Source organism: Shewanella psychromarinicola, assembly GCF_003855155.1.
In the GTDB taxonomy this organism is placed as follows: domain Bacteria; phylum Pseudomonadota; class Gammaproteobacteria; order Enterobacterales; family Shewanellaceae; genus Shewanella; species Shewanella psychromarinicola.
The window spans coordinates 1,041,259-1,058,752 of record NZ_CP034073.1; the positions used below are offsets into that span (position 1 = coordinate 1,041,259).

Here is a 17,494-nt window from a genome sequence, read left to right on the forward strand (position 1 = left end):
GGTAAATAACTGACAATCTCACAAGCATCTTGAGGTGCTGTGGGTATAATGTCATCCTATTAGTCTCGCAAAATACTGAACACGAATATTAATTATGCCAACGATTCCCAATAATCCGCTCATCCTCGTTGATGGATCATCTTATCTTTATCGCGCTTATTATTCGCCGCCTCATTTAACCAATTCCAAAGGTGAAGCGACAGGCGCGGTTTATGGTGTCATTAATATGCTTCGCAGTTTATTAAGCCGCTACAGCCCAAGTCATATCGCGGTGGTGTTTGATGCCAAAGGCAAAACCTTCCGCAACGATATGTACGACGAATATAAAGCCCAGCGTCCACCGATGCCTGATGATCTGCGCACTCAAATAGAACCCTTGCACAAAATCATTCACGCGATGGGTTTACCACTGATCAGCATTTCGGGTGTCGAAGCCGACGATGTGATCGGTACCATTGCGCTTCAAGCGAGTAAAGAAGGCCGAGCGACGTTAATCAGTACCGGCGATAAAGATATGGCGCAACTCGTCAATGAGCATGTGACGTTAATCAATACCATGACAGACACCATTATGGGGCCCGAAGAGGTCAAGACGAAATACGGTGTTAACCCAGATAGAATAATCGACTTCTTAGCACTCATGGGCGACAAATCTGACAATATTCCGGGCTTACCTGGTGTCGGCGAAAAAACCGCTTTAGCCATGCTCATCGGAGCAGGCAGTGTTGCCCAGCTATTAGCCGATCCTCACAGTGTTGTCGACATGGGTTTTCGAGGCTCGAAAACCATGCCGGCTAAAATTATCGACAATGCCGATATGCTAAGGCTGTCTTACGAGCTAGCCACCATCAAAACAGATGTCAAACTCGAACAAGACTGGCATGAGCTCAATGTTAAACCACAAGATCGAGATGAACTGATTAAATGCTTTGGTGAAATGGAGTTCAAGCGTTGGTTAGCTGAAGTATTAGATAACAAGCAACCTCGCGGCACTGTTAGCGACGCTAGCGATGAAGAAATTGCCGTATCGCCAACCATTGAAGCTGAGTATGAAACGATTCTGACTATGGAAGCGCTCGATAAATGGATCGAACAGCTCAACAGCGCCGACCTTATTGCGATTGATACTGAAACCACTAGTCTCAATTACATGGAAGCAGAACTTGTCGGTTTATCATTTGCTACCGAAGCAGGTAAAGCGGCCTATTTACCGTTAGCTCATGATTACCTTGACGCGCCGCAGCAAATCGATAAAGCCAGTGCACTTGAAAAGCTGCGCCCAATTCTTGAAAGTGACACTCTCCAAAAAGTCGGTCAAAACCTAAAATATGATATGAGTATTTTAGCCAATGCAGGCATTACTCTCAAAGGTGTACGCTTTGATACCATGCTCGAATCCTATGTGTTTAATTCAGTCGCATCACGTCACGACATGGACGGTTTAGCATTAAAATATCTTGGTCATAAAAATATTAGTTTTGAAGAAGTCGCAGGTAAAGGCGCAAAAAAACTGACCTTTAACCAAGTTAATTTAGATATAGCAGGCCCTTATGCCGCCGAAGATGCTGATATTACCCTGCGTTTACATCAACATCTATGGCCAAGACTTGAAAAAGAACCTGAACTCGCCAGTGTATTTAATGAGTTAGAACTGCCATTAATTCAAGTATTGTCAGACGTCGAGCGCCAAGGTGTATTAATCGACTCAATGTTACTTAGCCAGCAAAGTGGTGAGTTGGCCAAAAAGCTTGATGAACTGGAAATTAAAGCCTACGAAATAGCAGAAGAGAAGTTTAATTTAGCTTCACCCAAGCAGCTGCAAACGCTCTTTTTTGAAAAACTAGGTTACCCAGTCAAAAAGAAAACGCCTAAGGGTGCACCATCAACAGCTGAAGAAGTGTTAGTTGAACTGGCACTAGACTACCCTTTACCTAAAATCATCCTTGAGCATCGCAGCCTAGCAAAACTAAAGAGCACCTATACCGATAAACTGCCGCTAATGGTTAACGCTATCACGGGTCGTGTTCATACCAGTTACCACCAAGCTAATGCTGCGACTGGCCGTTTGTCATCGAGTGAACCCAACTTACAGAATATTCCCATTCGCACCGAAGAAGGTCGCCGTATTCGTCAAGCCTTTATCGCTCCTGCGGGTCGTAAGATTTTAGCAGCCGATTATTCGCAAATTGAACTGCGGATCATGGCGCATTTATCCCAAGATGCAGGCTTATTAGCGGCTTTTGCTGCAAACAAAGATATCCACAAAGCCACTGCAGCTGAAGTGTTTGGAATACATTTTGAAGAAGTGACCACAGAACAACGTCGCCGCGCCAAAGCGGTTAACTTTGGCTTAATTTATGGTATGTCTGCATTTGGTTTAGGCAAACAACTGGATATTCCACGTAACGAAGCACAAACGTATATCGACACTTATTTTGCTCGCTACCCAGGTGTGCTTAAATACATGGAAGAAACGCGAGCCATCGCTGCTGAATTGGGTTATGTGTCAACATTATTCGGACGTCGTTTATACTTACCAGAAATCCGCGATCGAAACGCATTACGTCGTCAAGCTGCTGAACGCGCAGCGATTAATGCGCCCATGCAAGGTACTGCCGCAGATATCATCAAAAAAGCCATGATATCGATTCACCATTGGATCAATACCAGCACACAAGGTGAAATCACCTTAATCATGCAAGTGCACGATGAATTAGTGTTTGAGGTTGATGAGGCGCAAGCTGAAACGCTCAAAACAAAAGTGTGCGATTTAATGGCTCAAGCGGCGTCATTGGACGTGACCTTATTAGCTGAGGCAGGCATTGGCGACAACTGGGGTGAAGCCCACTAGTTATTGAGGGTCACTAGCTGGCTCGTATCAGCAAAGGCTGCTAGACCATTCAAACAGGTTTAACGATTATGCCACCTCACTGACGGTGGCATTTTTATGCTTCATTTTTTTAGAAAGTAATTTGTTAGAAAGTAATTTGTTAAAAAGTAATCCCTCCTAAAATAGACGATAAAGCCTCGATCATAAAAGACATATCCATCTGTTAGAAAGTGTTACCCCACCTTATTTGCTATCAGTTCAATCAGTGGATGGCGATGAACAAGCAATTGATGGACCTCAAATCAGAGTTCAAATCTGTCTAAAACCGGTGCTAAAATCCGACAAGTATTTGCGGACTACCGAAAAAACTCAATCTGTATAACATTCCAAGCCGTTATGGTTAACAAAACAGCAATGTTTTGGGTCTAAAATCACACTATTATATGTCTTTATGAAAAACAGTTTTTTATTTTCAGGTTAATAGGCTATTATAATTGTCGTAGGGTACAGAGGTTAAGATGTTCAATCTTTCAAACCTTTATTTCACTAGCAATAGTGACTAGCCAAATTCGGCGCCCCAGCAATTTAGGTTGCTGGGGCTTTTTTTGATTTTTTTTCGAGCTAAAAAATATTTAGAGCAAATACTTTAACTGTCGTTAGAGATCGGTTATTATATTGCTATTGAGCGTCATCAAATTGAGTTGATGGCACTTGAGTCTTGTTGAATTTAGCTTCTCCCCAAAAGAGCTAATTTATTTGTACCGATGGCCGTTTGGTTATCGGTTTTTTTTGCCTAAAAATCAAGAACCCTATACCAAAGACGAAAAAAAGCCGACATGTGTGTCGGCTCTTAGTGCTTGCTGGCAATCGATTAACCGCTCAATGGTTACTCGGGTTCTTGCTCAGCCTTCTCCTCAGCTAACCATTCAGGATGACACCAATCATTTAAAATGCTCAGCACCTTAGGTTTACCGGTGCCTTTCAATGACGACAAGGTCTCCACTTGCACCTTATCACCAAAATCCTTTAGGGCTGAACGCACCTCATTGATGGTTTTCATTTTGGTACTCTGGGTTAACTTATCAGACTTAGTTAACAAAGCTAATACCGGAATATTACTCAATACTGCCCATTCAATCATCTGCATATCAAGATCTTTCAATGGATGACGAATATCCATCAATACCACCAAACCACTTAAACAAGCACGTTTTTGTAAATACTCACCAAGCGCCTGTTGCCATTTATTTTTTAATGCTAAAGGGACTTGCGCAAAACCATAGCCCGGTAAATCGACCAAGCGACGATCATCATCCAACTGAAAAACGTTAATCAATTGGGTTCGACCTGGTGTTTTACTGGTTCGAGCTAAACCTTTTTGCTCCGTTAGTGCATTTAACGCACTGGACTTACCGGCATTAGAACGCCCAGCAAACGCAATCTCAACCCCGATATCCCCAGGAAGATACTGATCTAAATGCGCAATATCTGGCGCACTGATTAAAAACTTAGCCCTACGGAAATCGATACGAGATTCAGTCACTCTTCACTCCAATTAAATTACTTCTAGTAACGCGTTACCATAAATTTTTAACAATTGCTTACTTTTGCACATTTTCGTGTAAAATATTAGCTTGATCACATTATATACCCAAGCAATGCTGATGTGTGTGATGTAGTCATAAATGATTTTGCTCTAACCGAACAAAATAAACTGCATAAAAAGCACTTGGAAAATCATTTTACCACGCTTGCGGGTCTTCCTAGTAAGCTCAGGACAATAAATTAACTAGAAGTTGGAACGCCATGAAAAAGTTAGCTCTTGCGCTGTCTGTAGTCGCCGCTATGTCATCACCAGTTATGGCTGAAGGTAATGCTGAAGTAGGCAAAACTAAAGCAATCGTATGTTCTGCCTGTCACGGTGCTGACGGCAATAGCATGATTGATATGTATCCTAAATTAGCAGGCCAACACCCTGCCTATCTTGAAAAACAATTAACAGAGTTTCGATTAGCGGCCAAAACAGGTGGCGCAGAGGGTCGTATGAACCCCATTATGATCGGTTTTGCAATGGGACTCAGCGATGAAGACATTGCTGACATTTCAGCATTCTTTGCTAGCCAAGTACAAGTTGTTGCCGAGGTTGCCGATGTACCTACTGCAGGCGAGAAACTGTATAAAGGTGGTGATGCCGCCCGCGGTATTACCGCCTGTGTTGCTTGTCATGGACCTGAAGGTCAAGGCGCCGCTGCTGCAGGTTTCCCTGTGGTGGGTGGTCAACATGCTAACTATATCAACATTCAGCTAACACAATTCCGTGATGGGATCCGTCATAACGATTTAAATGGCATGATGCAAGATGTCGCGAAAAAGCTGTCTGATGCTGATATCGAAGCATTATCTAAATATATTTCAAGTATTAAGCATTAATACTACTGAATATTAGCTAATAAAAAATGGGCTTTCGAGCTCATTTTTTACCCCCTAAAGTTGACGTTGACGTAAACTTCATCGATTATTACTTGACAGTGTTCACACTTTTAGCGTTAAATACACCCCGTACCGAGATGAACCCATCTGTTTGTAACATAAAACTAATAACATCAAGCAGGTTTCGGACTGATACATTTAAGATATAAGAATAAAGTTAATTTATAATAATAATAATTTAAGACCGCTCACTAATAATAACAACATGAGTCGATATTTCATTTTGAAATACAGGTCGTAAAATTTGTAAGGAATAGACCGATTGGTCGACATGCTATTTAGCACTGCCTTACACAACAGAGTGACTGATAACCCAGAGCATTATTTGAAGGATTCAAATAATGGCATACAAAGCTTATTGCTGAGGATGCATCCACTGGAGGCTTTATCGCTCGAAGGTACAAAGTAACAAGGATGGTTAACTCTTGTCATTGAAGACAATTAGGATAATGATGCGTCATTGAAGACCATCTACGGAAACTGTAGTCAGGACGGCAACAGAATATAAAAAGTGTTATGGATGACCAATAACAACTAGAAACGGCATGGAAAGCAGAAGAAATAAAGATCTGACCGGGATAGTCACATAGCAAGTAAGGATACTTGGAATCAGAATAAAGTGCGTTAGGCACTCTTTTACGAGGTGGCAGTTATACTGCCACCTTTTTTTATGCCCAAAATAACCTCAATATTGACTTGATTTAAAATACTTACTTTTAATTAGCCGCATTCGCTATATAATCGTTTATTAAGTCAATACTTAGGCACTGCTGTATTTGATGAACGTATGTCCGCTTTGTAATCATGGTGCTCATTTTTTTGTTCAAGACAAAAAAAGAGCTTTCTACAGCTGCGAACGGTGTGGTTTAGTTTTTGCTAACCCAAAATCACATCTAATGCCTGATCTTGAACGTCAGCGTTACGGTCGTGCACAAACGTCATCGAAACAGAAACCATTATCGCAATTTATACTGCCACTGCTTGAGCAAATATCTCAGCAACAGACAGGTGTATTAACGGGCCTGAATTTTGGCCGCTTACTTGATGAACAAAGTAAGCAATCCATCGCAGACGCCGGTCATCTTGTTAATCAATACGACCCGTTTTTTGCTGCTGATCAGTCGGTACTGAAACAGCGCTATGATTTTGTATGCTGTTATCGAGTATTTGAGCACTTTCGTCACCCTCACCGAGAATGGATGTTGCTTAGTCAATTAATTAAACCCGGTGGCTGGTTAGCAATAAGTACCCCTTTATTGACCGATAAAGACCACTTTGCTAAATGGCATTACAAAAACAATCCAACTCATGTAAGCTTTTATCAGCACTCGACATTCGAATATTTAGCATTAAATAGTGATTTTGAGCTATTATTTGCATCGAAAGCTCTAGTTTTGATGCAAAAATCATCAAAATCTGATATAAAGCGCATCCTTATTTAGTGTCTTGCAGAAATTGCTCTGCAAGAACGTGTTTAGAAAACCTAACGAGAACATTATGGCTCGCAGCAAAAAAACTCGCAAAGGCGGCGAAAACGGCGCTAAGTTTGCCCCAAGAGAGAAAAAAGTCGATCGCAATGCGGTGGATGGTAAAAAATCTGAAACAGGCCGTAAATCAGGCAGCCGTCATAATGAAACTTTACTTAAACAAGCATCAGATAGCGCAACAGTTAAGAGTAAAGATGCACGCCATGGCAGTAAAAAGCCGGTAGCATTAACATTACCGACATCAATTACCAAGCCGTTAGTGGTTAAGCCTAAACAGCCTAAACTGAACGATGAGCAACAGTTATTGAAACTTGAAGAAGACCCAAGACTAAATCAATTGCTTGACCAACTTGAAGAAGGTCGCGATTTATCTGACACGGATCAAAAGTGGTTGAACAATCAATTAGACAAGATTGAGCAACTGATGTTAAGTTTAGGCCTTACTGAAGGTGATGATACGCCAACGGCCAGCCCTAAAAAGCAACTGAGCGACGATGAATTATTAAATCGTTTTGAATCAGGTGCTGATCTGCTCAAAGATTATCAACACAAAGATTAATCTGCTCGATGACAGTAATACCAAGCTATTTCTTGGTTTGATATAAAAAAACTGGCGCATCTTGCGCCAGTTTTGTATTCAGAAAAGGATAAATTGTGTCAACAACCGCCATCGTTATTGCTTTGCTCATTATTGTTGCCCTTGCAGCCTACGCAACACACTTACTGTTAACGCTTAAACGTCAAACACAAGCTAATCAGCAGGCATCATCAGAGCGTAAGGCTAAAGCTGACGAGCGTAGACAACAAATACTTACTGATATCCGCTACATAGCAGCGGCGATGTTAGAAGATCGCTGTGAACTGTCTGAAGGCGTTGTGCGCATAGGCAAATTATTTGATGTCTTATCACTGTCAGAACAAGTTGCGCCTGACTTCCCTAACCTATTTATCCATTATGACCTCATTAGAAACCATCCCATCATGGAAGCGCGTCAAGCCTTACCTAAACAACAACGAATGAAGTTTGATTTTGAGCGGATGAAATCAGAAGCAGAATTAGAACAAGTCATCCTAGAAGAAGCCAAATCCATTGCTAAGTTTGATAAACCGACCACTCACTAGCACTTTTCAACCGATTAGATCACCTCAACCCGGGATGATAAACCGTTATTGCAGCGCTATTGATCCTCTAACGGCGTCGCACTCACCATCGCCCAAGCTATTGACGTGTACATTTGCCTTGTTAGCAAACCAAACAGCAAGTTTGAAATAAAATACAGAACATATTCATACGCTTATCGATTAATCCTATCTACTATCCTCGGTTGAGCTTAAGCGTCAAATTAGCACGATGATAGGTTATGCTGAGATCACATAAGCTAACGGGGCACATCATGAAGGTATAACAAACCTATATTAGATGTGTTTATTGTCCGATTAATATCAACCCCTTAGATAATGCACAGTAACAACAAGAAGCTTAATAAAGCTCAATAATTGGGATCACATTATGTTTAGTTCACTTTGCTCTGGGTTACTCAAAATACTTGGTTGGAAATTAGATGGTCAACTTGATAAAACCAAACCCTGCGTCATCATTGTTGGCCCGCATACCAGTAATTGGGATTTCATTATTGGCATTATCGCCCGCAGCGCCTTAGGAACTAAAATACACTTTTTGGGTAAGCATCAGCTCTTTATTCCGCCTTGGGGATGGTTATTTCGCGCCATGGGTGGTAGCCCCGTTGATAGACGTAAATATAATAGCTTAGTCGATGGCGTGGTACTGTTATTCCAACAAGATCCACTTTATAAACTGGCCTTAGCACCAGAAGGTACACGCAGCCCAGTAACCCGTTGGAAAAGTGGCTTTTACCATATTGCAGCCAAAGCGGATGTTGATATTGTGCCAATCGGATTAGATTTCGGCCGCAAAGCGATTGTGATCGCCAAGCCCTTAAGACCGACAGGAGATATTGAACGAGAAATAAATCAGTTAATGGATTTCTATCGTTCAATCAAAGGATGTCATCCCAAAAAGATCCCCAATTATCAACAAAGCAGTGACGTTAAAAAATAACTACAATTCAATATAATCATCTGTGAGTGCTAAGAATAAAGAAAAATAACACGCTGCGGTGCGCTACAAGACACTTTCTAAACTCTCAGAAGCTAACACGTAGCTGCCAGTGCGACCTGAGGTCGTATGAAGCGCTGTTCACCGCGATAAGAGTGAACCATCTGTATCACCAGATGCCCCTAAGACTCTGAATAAAGCAGCGAGTCTGACAATGTAACGAAATTCGGTTTTATACCGAATGGGAACAAAATCGTGAGAGGACGTTCCTCCTGATAACCACAATCGGGTAAGTGCTAGGGTGTCAGTACGATGAACATAAGTGAATCCATATAAGGTGCGTTATACGTGAATCAGCGGAAGTGGTTAATACGCTGTGGCCAAAAAGGCACGAGAGTTGGAAAGAGATTGGGCAGTGCTCTTTCGTGATCAAATAACTCTCCGCACTAGAGTGGGCATCTAACCTGACGTTGCGCGACATACGGAACAGGGTAAGCCTGTATCACTCCCTTTGGGGAAAGTGACCTGTGAAGGCTACCGATAGTAATGCAGGTAAAGGAGGCTAGAAAAAGCGAATGCCGCATTGTAATAATGCGGATACTGATTTTATCTGGCGCGAAAGCGAGCTGACTTCTAGCTGGTCTCCCGTTGCAAGATGATTTGAAGAACTTTATTCAAGGATAAACGCAAATGATGGCTTCAAACGAAGTTAGTGCATCTCCTGACAATGCTCAATGGCAATCCATTAACTGGAGAGTGGTTAAGCAACATGTATTAAAGCTTCAAATGCGCATTGCAAAAGCAACCCGAGAAGGTAAACACGGCAAGGCGAAAGCGTTGCAGTGGATACTCACCCACTCTACATCAGCAAAATTGCTTGCTGTTAAAAGAGTTTCTCAAAATAAAGGCAGCAAAACACCAGGAATTGACGGCATCATTTGGAACAGTGATGCTCGTTGTATGACTGCGGTCAATCAACTGAGTCGAAAAGGCTATCATGCCAAACCGCTCAGGCGTATCTACATCCCCAAGAAAAACGGCAAACTCAGACCTTTAGGCATTCCCTGCATGATAGACAGAGCGCAGCAAGCGCTTCATCTTCTCGCTTTGGAGCCTATTTCGGAAACGGTAGCCGACCTTAATAGCTATGGCTTTCGACCTAATCGAAGCGCAGCAGATGCAATTGCACAGTGCTTCAAATGTTTATGTATGAAGCGCTCTAGCCAATGGGTTCTTGAGGGTGACATCAAAGCCTGTTTCGATAAGATTGGTCATCAATGGCTTATCGACAACATTCAATTAGATAAACGAATGCTGAAACAATGGCTTGGATGTGGTTATATTGATAAAGGATTGTTCTATAAAACAGCTGAAGGAACACCACAAGGTGGGATCATATCGCCTACGCTTATGTTGCTCACGCTGGCTGGGTTAGAACAGTTGGTTAAGTCTATTGCCCGTAAAACAGGGAATAGAGTCAACTTTATCGGATACGCAGACGATTTTGTCATCACAGGTTCTTCGCAAGAAGTCCTAGTTAATGAAATCAAGCCGCAACTCATTGGCTTTCTACAGGAAAGGGGCTTAACACTCTCTGATGAGAAAACACACATTACTCATATCAATGATGGTTTTGACTTTCTGGGATTCAATATCAGGAAGTACAACGGCAAACTGCTCATTAAACCGAGCAAGAGCAACGTTCTGTCATTTCTGAGCAACTTACGTGAATTCATCAGAAAACATCCAACAATACCCGTTAACGATTTAATCAAAATACTGAATCCGAAACTGAGGGGGTGGGCGAACTATTATCGCCATTGTGTTGCTAAGCAAGTTTTCGGTTATGTAGGCCATCAACTTTTCTGGTTGTTATGGCGTTGGGCAGTTAGGCGTCATCCGTCTAAAAGTAAAGACTGGGTGAGGCGTAAATATTATTTGGATGGTAAGGGACAGTGGCAATTTCATGGTTGGCAGAAAATAGCGAACATGGATTGTCGGTTTAACCTTGTCCAAATAGCTCAAACGCTAATACAAAGACATGTGAAAATCAGGAGTGCAGCGACACCTTACGACCCCGAATATGCAGCTTACTTAGGTACGCGCAAGCGGGCAAAGGAAGGTAGAAACTCATGGTTCGAACCCGTCTTGGCTGCGATATAGGGTGCTGGGTAACAGAACACGCCTTAGCGGAGGCTTGAGCCGTATGCAGTGAAAGTTGCACGTACGGTTCTTAGGAGGGCGGCACTTGGTAACAGGTGTCGCCTATCCGACCCTAAACGGGTAATATGGGTTGGTGTATGGATCCGCACTAAAGATAGCACCAACCGCGTCGACGCTTGTGATATAAACACAGGAGAACTACCCCAAAATGTTACCCCGGCTAAATCAAACCGACTTTGAGTACTATTAATTCCACCCAAAAAGTGAGTATCTGTGGCGCTAATAGTACTGCGCGTTATCATCATTTTGTTTAACGGTACACCTATGCGGCTAGACTTGATTGTCACAATCGAGTCGCTGATAGTGAGCTCGTTTACATCAGCATCATCTACAAACACCAATTTACAGTCATCAATAATTAGCTGGTCATAGTGCCCCGAAAAATATTGTTGGCTATCTTGATAGCATTTGCCAATACGCTTACTTTGATTTTCAGAGCCTTGTTCGCGAGCTAAAGGCGTAGACGCAAGGCTGGTTAGCAGCATCTGATTAAAAATGCGCTGATGAGACTTCATCGGGACATGTCCGGCACCGTCAATAACCCGTAGTTGTGCCCTAGGTAATATATGCAGTAGTGCTTGAGCGGTTCGCAATGGTGCAACCTGATCATCCGCTCCCCAAATGAGCTGCGTAGCGGGCATCTGTTGGTAATTAAGCACAGAGAAGTTTTGTTCCATTAATGCTAATGCCGCATTGGTATTCGTTTGCTCGCCAATGGTCATATTACGAATAGACTCGTTGCGACTCAGCAACTGAGTGGGATCAAACCCTGTCCCTGTTTTCTCTAGTATTTTGTCAGCAAAATTATCAACCCGCGCCAATAGTCGGCGAAAACCTTGTGGTAATTCGCTATTGGCCATGTTCCTCTTAGAAATTTGCTTTAGATAGGCTGTACGGTCCAAAATTCCGGCAGCATCGACCAACACAAGTTGTTCAACGTTGCCAGGATATTGGCTAGCATAGTATAAACTGATCGCCGCCCCCATCGAGTGGCCCACTAAATGCACCTGAGTATCTGGATGGCGGTAACGACTTACAACCCAATCGATAACCTTGGCATATTCTTTTGGCGAGTAAGTAAATACAGCACCTTGTGATAAGCCAAAACCGGGTAAATCAATAGCAACAACATGGTACTGCTTTGCCAATGCAGGAATAACCGTTAACCAGTCTTTAGAGGCTAAATCGCCTAAACCATGAATAAGTACAACCGTGTCACTATGCTCAAACCCGGTTTGCAGCACAAACAGCGGCGCTTGGTGGCTGGGTACCATCACTCGTTCAAATTGATAGCCCGCAGGGTAATCGGCTAATTCTGCCGCGGTTAACGGTTCAACCATCAATGGTTTTTGGTTACCGATTGCACCAACTTGCTTACTGATGTCATTAAACCAACTGGCTGGCACGGGTATCGCCCACAAGAGCGACACCATTAATAGCAAGAGTAATAAAGGTGATTTAACCACCGCAGAAGTCCGCTCTCTGGCAGCTTATCACTCTTGTTCGGTGCATTGCTTTATGCTGCGAATATCGGTTCCTGTGGGAATTTGAAACGCGCGCAAACCAAACTCTGGTAACACGGCAAAAATGTGGTCAAAAATATCCGCTTGAATGGCTTCATAATAGGTCCAACGAATATCATTGGTAAAAATATACAACTCTATCGGCAAGCCTTCAGTCGTTGGGGCTAGCTGCCTAACCATCAATGTCATGTCTTTATGTACTTTTTCATGACGATGTAAATACTCTTGTAAGTACGCTCTGAATGTTCCGATATTGGTTAAATGACGGCCGTTCACCTTCATCTCGATATCACTCACATTGGCATTAGCGACACTAATTTCACTAAAGATTTGTGGCAAGTATTCTTTTAAGTAATTCACCTTGCCCAAGCGTAAACGCTCTTCATCCGTTAAAAATTGAATACTATTGACATCAATATTGATTGAACGCTTAATCCGTCGACCGCCAGACTCAGACATGCCGCGCCAGTTCTTAAATGCATCAGAGACCAATGCATAGGCTGGGATCATGGTGATCGTATTGTCCCAATTGCGTACTTTGACTGTCGTCAATGTCACGTCTTCAACTGCGCCATCTGCAGCGTATTTATCCATTTGGATCCAATCGCCTTTACTCACCATGCGATTAGCGGCAAGTTGAATCCCAGCAACAAAGCCTAAAATGGTGTCACGAAATACCAGCATAACAAGACCGGTTGCAACCCCTAAACCACTAAAGAAATAAACAGGCGACCGGTCGGCTAGTACCGCAAACACAACAATTAACCCAATGAAAAACAAGAATAACTTAGTCAGTTGAACAAAACTTTTTACCGGTAAACGGCGATTAACATGATTAACATCGGCAATTTCATCGATGGCATTTAATCCGCCATACACAGCTCGAATAATAAAAAACACTAACAAAGCGCTAAGTAAACGGTCAATAAACGCACTGACCAACTCGAGTTCAGTTAACACTATGGGGATCAATAAATCGAGGATTAAAATGGGCACTAAAATAGCGAGACGCTCAAACACCTTAAAACGCATGAAAATATCGTCCCAAGTCACCGAGGAACGACGGATCACAGCATTCACACCGTGAACCACAAATCGGTGAGTAATGAAATAACTTAAACCTGCCACAATCAAACAGGCAAAAATCAATATCAAGGTGGCGACGCCATCCGATGGTTGGCTATTAATACCTAACTGGGTTAACCAAGCCGCGATTTCAACTCGAACATCTATATTCACAAACAAATCCTTAGCAATCTTTTATCTTTACTCAATCAACAGACTTACATTAGCCCGCATAAAAACAATGAAGCTCTCGTAGGCTTATCACTATACTCATTATGCCCTGTGTTGATGTAGAACGTTAATGAAACATCAACACTATCAGCCAACATACCGAATATAAATGCAAGCCACTCTTTTCACTATTATTTTAAATTTTTGACTTATCTGAGTATCCCCATGCATGATTAAACAAAAATGATCTTTTTTCCATGGGAAAAAAAAGACAATAAAAAAGGACCTTGCAGTCCTTTTATCCAATTTATCATCAATATAGCATGCTGATAATATGTTACTTAGCCCAACTAAAAGCTCGGTAACATACCTTGTGGTAACAGCCTGTTGAAGCTCGCGCGACACAACAAGTTAACCGAGTTGTCGATATCGGGTGAAAAATAACGGTCTTTATCATAAAACGTCACGATTTCACGCAGTTCAGCTTTGGCCATTGCGACGGCCGCGCTCGGTTGCAACGGCGCTCTGAAGTCTAAGCCTTGTGCGGCAGCTAACAGCTCAATCGCCAACACGCCACGGGTATTTTCGCTCATGTAACGTAAGCGCCGTGCAGCAAACGTGGCCATCGACACATGATCTTCTTGGTTAGCCGATGTGGGCAAACTGTCTACCGATGCTGGGTGAGCGTAGGTTTTGTTTTCAGAAGCTAACGCCGCTGCGGTTACTTGAGCAATCATAAAACCTGAGTTGACGCCACCGTTATCCACTAAAAATGGCGGTAACTTAGAAAGGCTAGAATCAATCAATAACGCCATTCGGCGCTCCGAAATTGACCCCATTTCAGCAATCGCAATCGCAAGATTATCAGCCGCCATCGCCACGGGTTCAGCATGGAAATTACCACCCGAAAGAATATCGCCCGTATCTTGGAATACTAAGGGGTTGTCGGTAACCCCGTTGGCTTCAGCACCCAACACTTCTGCCGCTTGGCGGATTTGGGTTAAACACGCGCCTAACACCTGCGGCTGACAGCGCAGTGAATAAGGGTCTTGCACTTTTTCGCAATTGCTGTGACTTAGGCTAATTTCCGATTCGTTAGTGAGCAAATGACGGAAAATCGCCGCCGAATCAATTTGACCTTTTTGCCCCCGCGCAGCATGAATGCGCACATCAAACGGGCTGCGACTGCCCATCGCCGCTTCAACGCTCATAGCGCCAATCACCGAGCTGGCGGCAAATAAATCTTCGGCATTAAACAAGCCTTCAAGTGCAAGTGCGGTCGATGCTTGGGTACCGTTGAGTAAGGCTAAACCTTCTTTCGCCGCCAACTCCAATGGCTCAAGCCCAGCGATTTTAAGGCCTTGTGCTGCTGAAATAATCTGCCCTTGATAACTCATTTCGCCTTCACCTAGTAACGGCAAACACATGTGAGCGAGTGGCGCTAAGTCACCCGATGCACCGACTGAACCCTTTTCTGGTACACACGGATACACACCGGCATTCACTAGCTGAATGAGAAACTCAATCACCTCTAAACGAATGCCCGAAAAGCCGCGGCTTAATGAGTTAATTTTTAGCACCATCATTAAGCGCACAGTGGCATCTTGCATGTATTTACCAATACCCGCGGCATGGGATAATACAATAGAGCGTTGCAGTAATTGCAGATCTTCTGGGGCAATTTTAGTATTCGCCAATAAACCAAAACCAGTGTTAATACCGTAAACAGTGCGGCCTTCGCGCAATACTTGTTGGACGATTTCGGCACTTTGATTAATGTCTTTAATGGCTTCCTTAGCAAGGGTCAGCTTGACACTCTTACGGCTGATATCGCGGGTTTGTGCCAAGGTTAACGTCCCTGGTGTAAGTTCAAATGAATAAGTCGACATGGGTTACGCTCCTAACATCGGCAGGTCTAAGCCTTGCTCTTTGGCACAATTTTTTGCAATCTCATAGCCAGCGTCTGCATGACGCATTACCCCAGTAGCGGGGTCGTTCCACAATACTCGGCCTAATCTCACGGCAGCCTCATCAGTGCCATCGGCCACGATCACCACCCCAGAATGTTGACTAAAGCCCATGCCAACGCCGCCACCATGATGCAGCGATACCCAAGTAGCACCACTGGCCGTATTGAGTAAAGCGTTCATTAATGGCCAATCTGACACCGCATCTGAACCATCTAACATGGCTTCAGTTTCACGATTTGGACTGGCAACTGAGCCAGAATCTAAATGATCACGACCAATCACAATCGGTGCCGCTAACTCACCGTTTTTAACCATTTCATTAAAGGCTAACGCCAAACGAGCGCGATCTTTTAAGCCGACCCAGCAAATACGTGCAGGCAAACCTTGAAACGCAATACGCTCACGCGCCATATCTAACCAATTATGTAACTGCGGATTATCAGGGATCAGCTGTTTGACTTTGGCATCTGTTTTGTAGATATCTTCAGGATCGCCCGACAAGGCGACCCAACGGAATGGGCCTATGCCTTCACAAAATAACGGCCGCACATAGGCTGGCACAAATCCGGGGAAATCAAACGCATTCGCCACGCCTTCTTCAAAGGCCATTTGACGAATATTATTGCCATAATCCGTGGTTGCCGCGCCCGCTGCCTGCAATGCCAACATGGCTCTAACTTGAACCGCCATTGACTGTTTAGCGGCTTTCACCACTGCAGCCTCATCCGTTTTACGCATTTTAGCTGCGTATTCTAAGGTCCAGCCTTGGGGTAAATAGCCGTTTAAGGGATCGTGCGCCGAGGTTTGGTCGGTGACCACATCGGGGGTAATACCGCGAGTCACTAACTCAGTAAACACATCTGCGGCATTGCCGAGTAAGCCTACCGAAACAGGCTTGCCGCTTTGATTCGCTTCATCAATCATCGCTAAGGCTTGGTTTAATGAAGTGGCTTTTTTGTCGACATAACCGGTGCGTAAGCGAAAATCGATACGCGTTTCATCCACTTCACAGGTTAAGACTGAATAACCCGCCATGGTGCCAGCCAATGGTTGTGCGCCGCCCATGCCACCTAAGCCACCGGTTAAAATCCACTTACCGGCTGATGAACCATTAAAGTGCTGTTTAGCCATAGCCACAAAGGTTTCGTAAGTGCCTTGAACAATGCCTTGCGAACCAATATAAATCCACGAGCCCGCCGTCATTTGGCCGTACATCGCCAAGCCTTTTTTATCCAGTTCGTTAAAATGCTCCCAATTAGCCCAATGTGGTACTAGGTTTGAGTTAGCAATAATCACTCGCGGCGCATTAGTGTGGGTGGTAAACACCCCAACGGGTTTACCCGATTGCACCAACAAGGTTTCATCATCTTCAAGACGCTTTAGCACCTCAATAATTTTGTCATAACTTTGCCAATCGCGCGCGGCGCGACCAATACCACCGTACACCACTAAGTCTTCTGGGCGCTCGGCAACATCTGGGTGGAGGTTATTCATTAACATCCGCATTGCCGCTTCGGTTAACCAGCTTTTACACTGTAATTGAGTACCGTGCGGCGCAATTATGCGACGGCTTGGGTCATGTCGTTTATCCATATTATCCTCTTCAACCGACTATCTTAGGTTTGGTTTTTTTATTGGTCTTGTTGGTTTATGTCTTA

Annotated in this window: 12 protein-coding genes; 7 read left to right on the plus strand and 5 right to left on the minus strand. The window is 43.5% G+C overall.

Annotated features, from left to right (window positions below; all coding sequences use genetic code 11):
• The first annotated feature begins 94 nt into the window (after positions 1-94).
• The gene (gene polA, locus EGC80_RS04405; RefSeq protein ID WP_124012853.1) at positions 95-2,851 is read left to right on the plus strand and encodes a DNA polymerase I; all 2,757 of its coding nucleotides are present in this window, start codon (positions 95-97) and stop codon (positions 2,849-2,851) included.
• Between the two features lie 865 nt (positions 2,852-3,716).
• Here the strand turns inward: polA and yihA are convergent.
• Positions 3,717-4,373 (minus strand): ribosome biogenesis GTP-binding protein YihA/YsxC, encoded by a 657-nt coding sequence (gene yihA / locus EGC80_RS04410; RefSeq protein WP_101033357.1) that lies wholly within the window; start codon positions 4,371-4,373, stop codon positions 3,717-3,719.
• Between the two features lie 263 nt (positions 4,374-4,636).
• Here yihA and EGC80_RS04415 point away from each other — a divergent pair, with 263 nt between their 5' ends.
• The 6 genes from EGC80_RS04415 (at position 4,637) to ltrA (ending at position 11,047) form a co-directional block, all read left to right on the plus strand.
• A complete protein-coding gene (locus EGC80_RS04415) occupies positions 4,637-5,260 on the plus strand; it encodes a c-type cytochrome (RefSeq protein ID WP_124012854.1) in 624 nt (207 codons plus the stop codon).
• An 839-nt stretch (positions 5,261-6,099) separates the two neighbouring features.
• Positions 6,100-6,762, plus strand: coding sequence for a methyltransferase domain-containing protein (locus tag EGC80_RS04420; protein WP_124012855.1), 663 nt, complete (start codon positions 6,100-6,102; stop codon positions 6,760-6,762).
• Positions 6,763-6,817: 55 nt separating this feature from the next.
• Complete coding sequence (gene yihI / locus EGC80_RS04425; RefSeq protein WP_124012856.1) at positions 6,818-7,366, plus strand: Der GTPase-activating protein YihI; 549 nt, start codon at positions 6,818-6,820, stop codon at positions 7,364-7,366.
• A 95-nt stretch (positions 7,367-7,461) separates the two neighbouring features.
• Positions 7,462-7,929: a DUF2489 domain-containing protein gene (locus EGC80_RS04430; protein WP_124012857.1), complete on the plus strand. Its 468-nt coding sequence runs from the start codon at positions 7,462-7,464 to the stop codon at positions 7,927-7,929.
• A gap of 388 nt (positions 7,930-8,317) precedes the next feature.
• A complete protein-coding gene (locus EGC80_RS04435; RefSeq protein ID WP_101033362.1) occupies positions 8,318-8,887 on the plus strand; it encodes a lysophospholipid acyltransferase family protein in 570 nt (189 codons plus the stop codon).
• Positions 8,888-9,574: 687 nt separating this feature from the next.
• Positions 9,575-11,047, plus strand: a complete 1,473-nt coding sequence (ltrA, locus tag EGC80_RS04440) for a group II intron reverse transcriptase/maturase (RefSeq protein WP_124012858.1) — start codon at positions 9,575-9,577, stop codon at positions 11,045-11,047.
• A gap of 23 nt (positions 11,048-11,070) precedes the next feature.
• On the opposite strand, the gene EGC80_RS04445 is transcribed toward ltrA, so the two are convergent.
• The 4 genes from EGC80_RS04445 to hutU all read right to left on the minus strand — a co-directional run bounded on the left by EGC80_RS04445 (position 11,071) and on the right by hutU (position 17,429).
• Complete coding sequence (locus EGC80_RS04445; RefSeq protein WP_124012859.1) at positions 11,071-12,573, minus strand: alpha/beta fold hydrolase; 1,503 nt, start codon at positions 12,571-12,573, stop codon at positions 11,071-11,073.
• Positions 12,574-12,600: 27 nt separating this feature from the next.
• Positions 12,601-13,869 (minus strand): mechanosensitive ion channel family protein, encoded by a 1,269-nt coding sequence (locus tag EGC80_RS04450; protein ID WP_124012860.1) that lies wholly within the window; start codon positions 13,867-13,869, stop codon positions 12,601-12,603.
• Positions 13,870-14,216: 347 nt separating this feature from the next.
• Positions 14,217-15,755, minus strand: coding sequence for a histidine ammonia-lyase (gene hutH, locus EGC80_RS04455; RefSeq protein ID WP_124012861.1), 1,539 nt, complete (start codon positions 15,753-15,755; stop codon positions 14,217-14,219).
• A gap of 3 nt (positions 15,756-15,758) precedes the next feature.
• A complete protein-coding gene (gene hutU, locus EGC80_RS04460; protein WP_124012862.1) occupies positions 15,759-17,429 on the minus strand; it encodes a urocanate hydratase in 1,671 nt (556 codons plus the stop codon).
• Positions 17,430-17,494: the final 65 nt, after the last annotated feature.

Coding starts and splice junctions, on each gene's coding strand:
- polA (WP_124012853.1), top strand. CDS start 95: ATGCCAACGATTCCCAATAATCCGCTCATCCTCGTTGATGGATCATCT.
- EGC80_RS04435 (WP_101033362.1), top strand. CDS start 8,318: ATGTTTAGTTCACTTTGCTCTGGGTTACTCAAAATACTTGGTTGGAAA.
- yihI (WP_124012856.1), top strand. CDS start 6,818: ATGGCTCGCAGCAAAAAAACTCGCAAAGGCGGCGAAAACGGCGCTAAG.
- ltrA (WP_124012858.1), top strand. CDS start 9,575: ATGATGGCTTCAAACGAAGTTAGTGCATCTCCTGACAATGCTCAATGG.
- hutU (WP_124012862.1), bottom strand. CDS start 17,429: ATGGATAAACGACATGACCCAAGCCGTCGCATAATTGCGCCGCACGGT.
- EGC80_RS04420 (WP_124012855.1), top strand. CDS start 6,100: ATGAACGTATGTCCGCTTTGTAATCATGGTGCTCATTTTTTTGTTCAA.
- hutH (WP_124012861.1), bottom strand. CDS start 15,755: ATGTCGACTTATTCATTTGAACTTACACCAGGGACGTTAACCTTGGCA.
- EGC80_RS04415 (WP_124012854.1), top strand. CDS start 4,637: ATGAAAAAGTTAGCTCTTGCGCTGTCTGTAGTCGCCGCTATGTCATCA.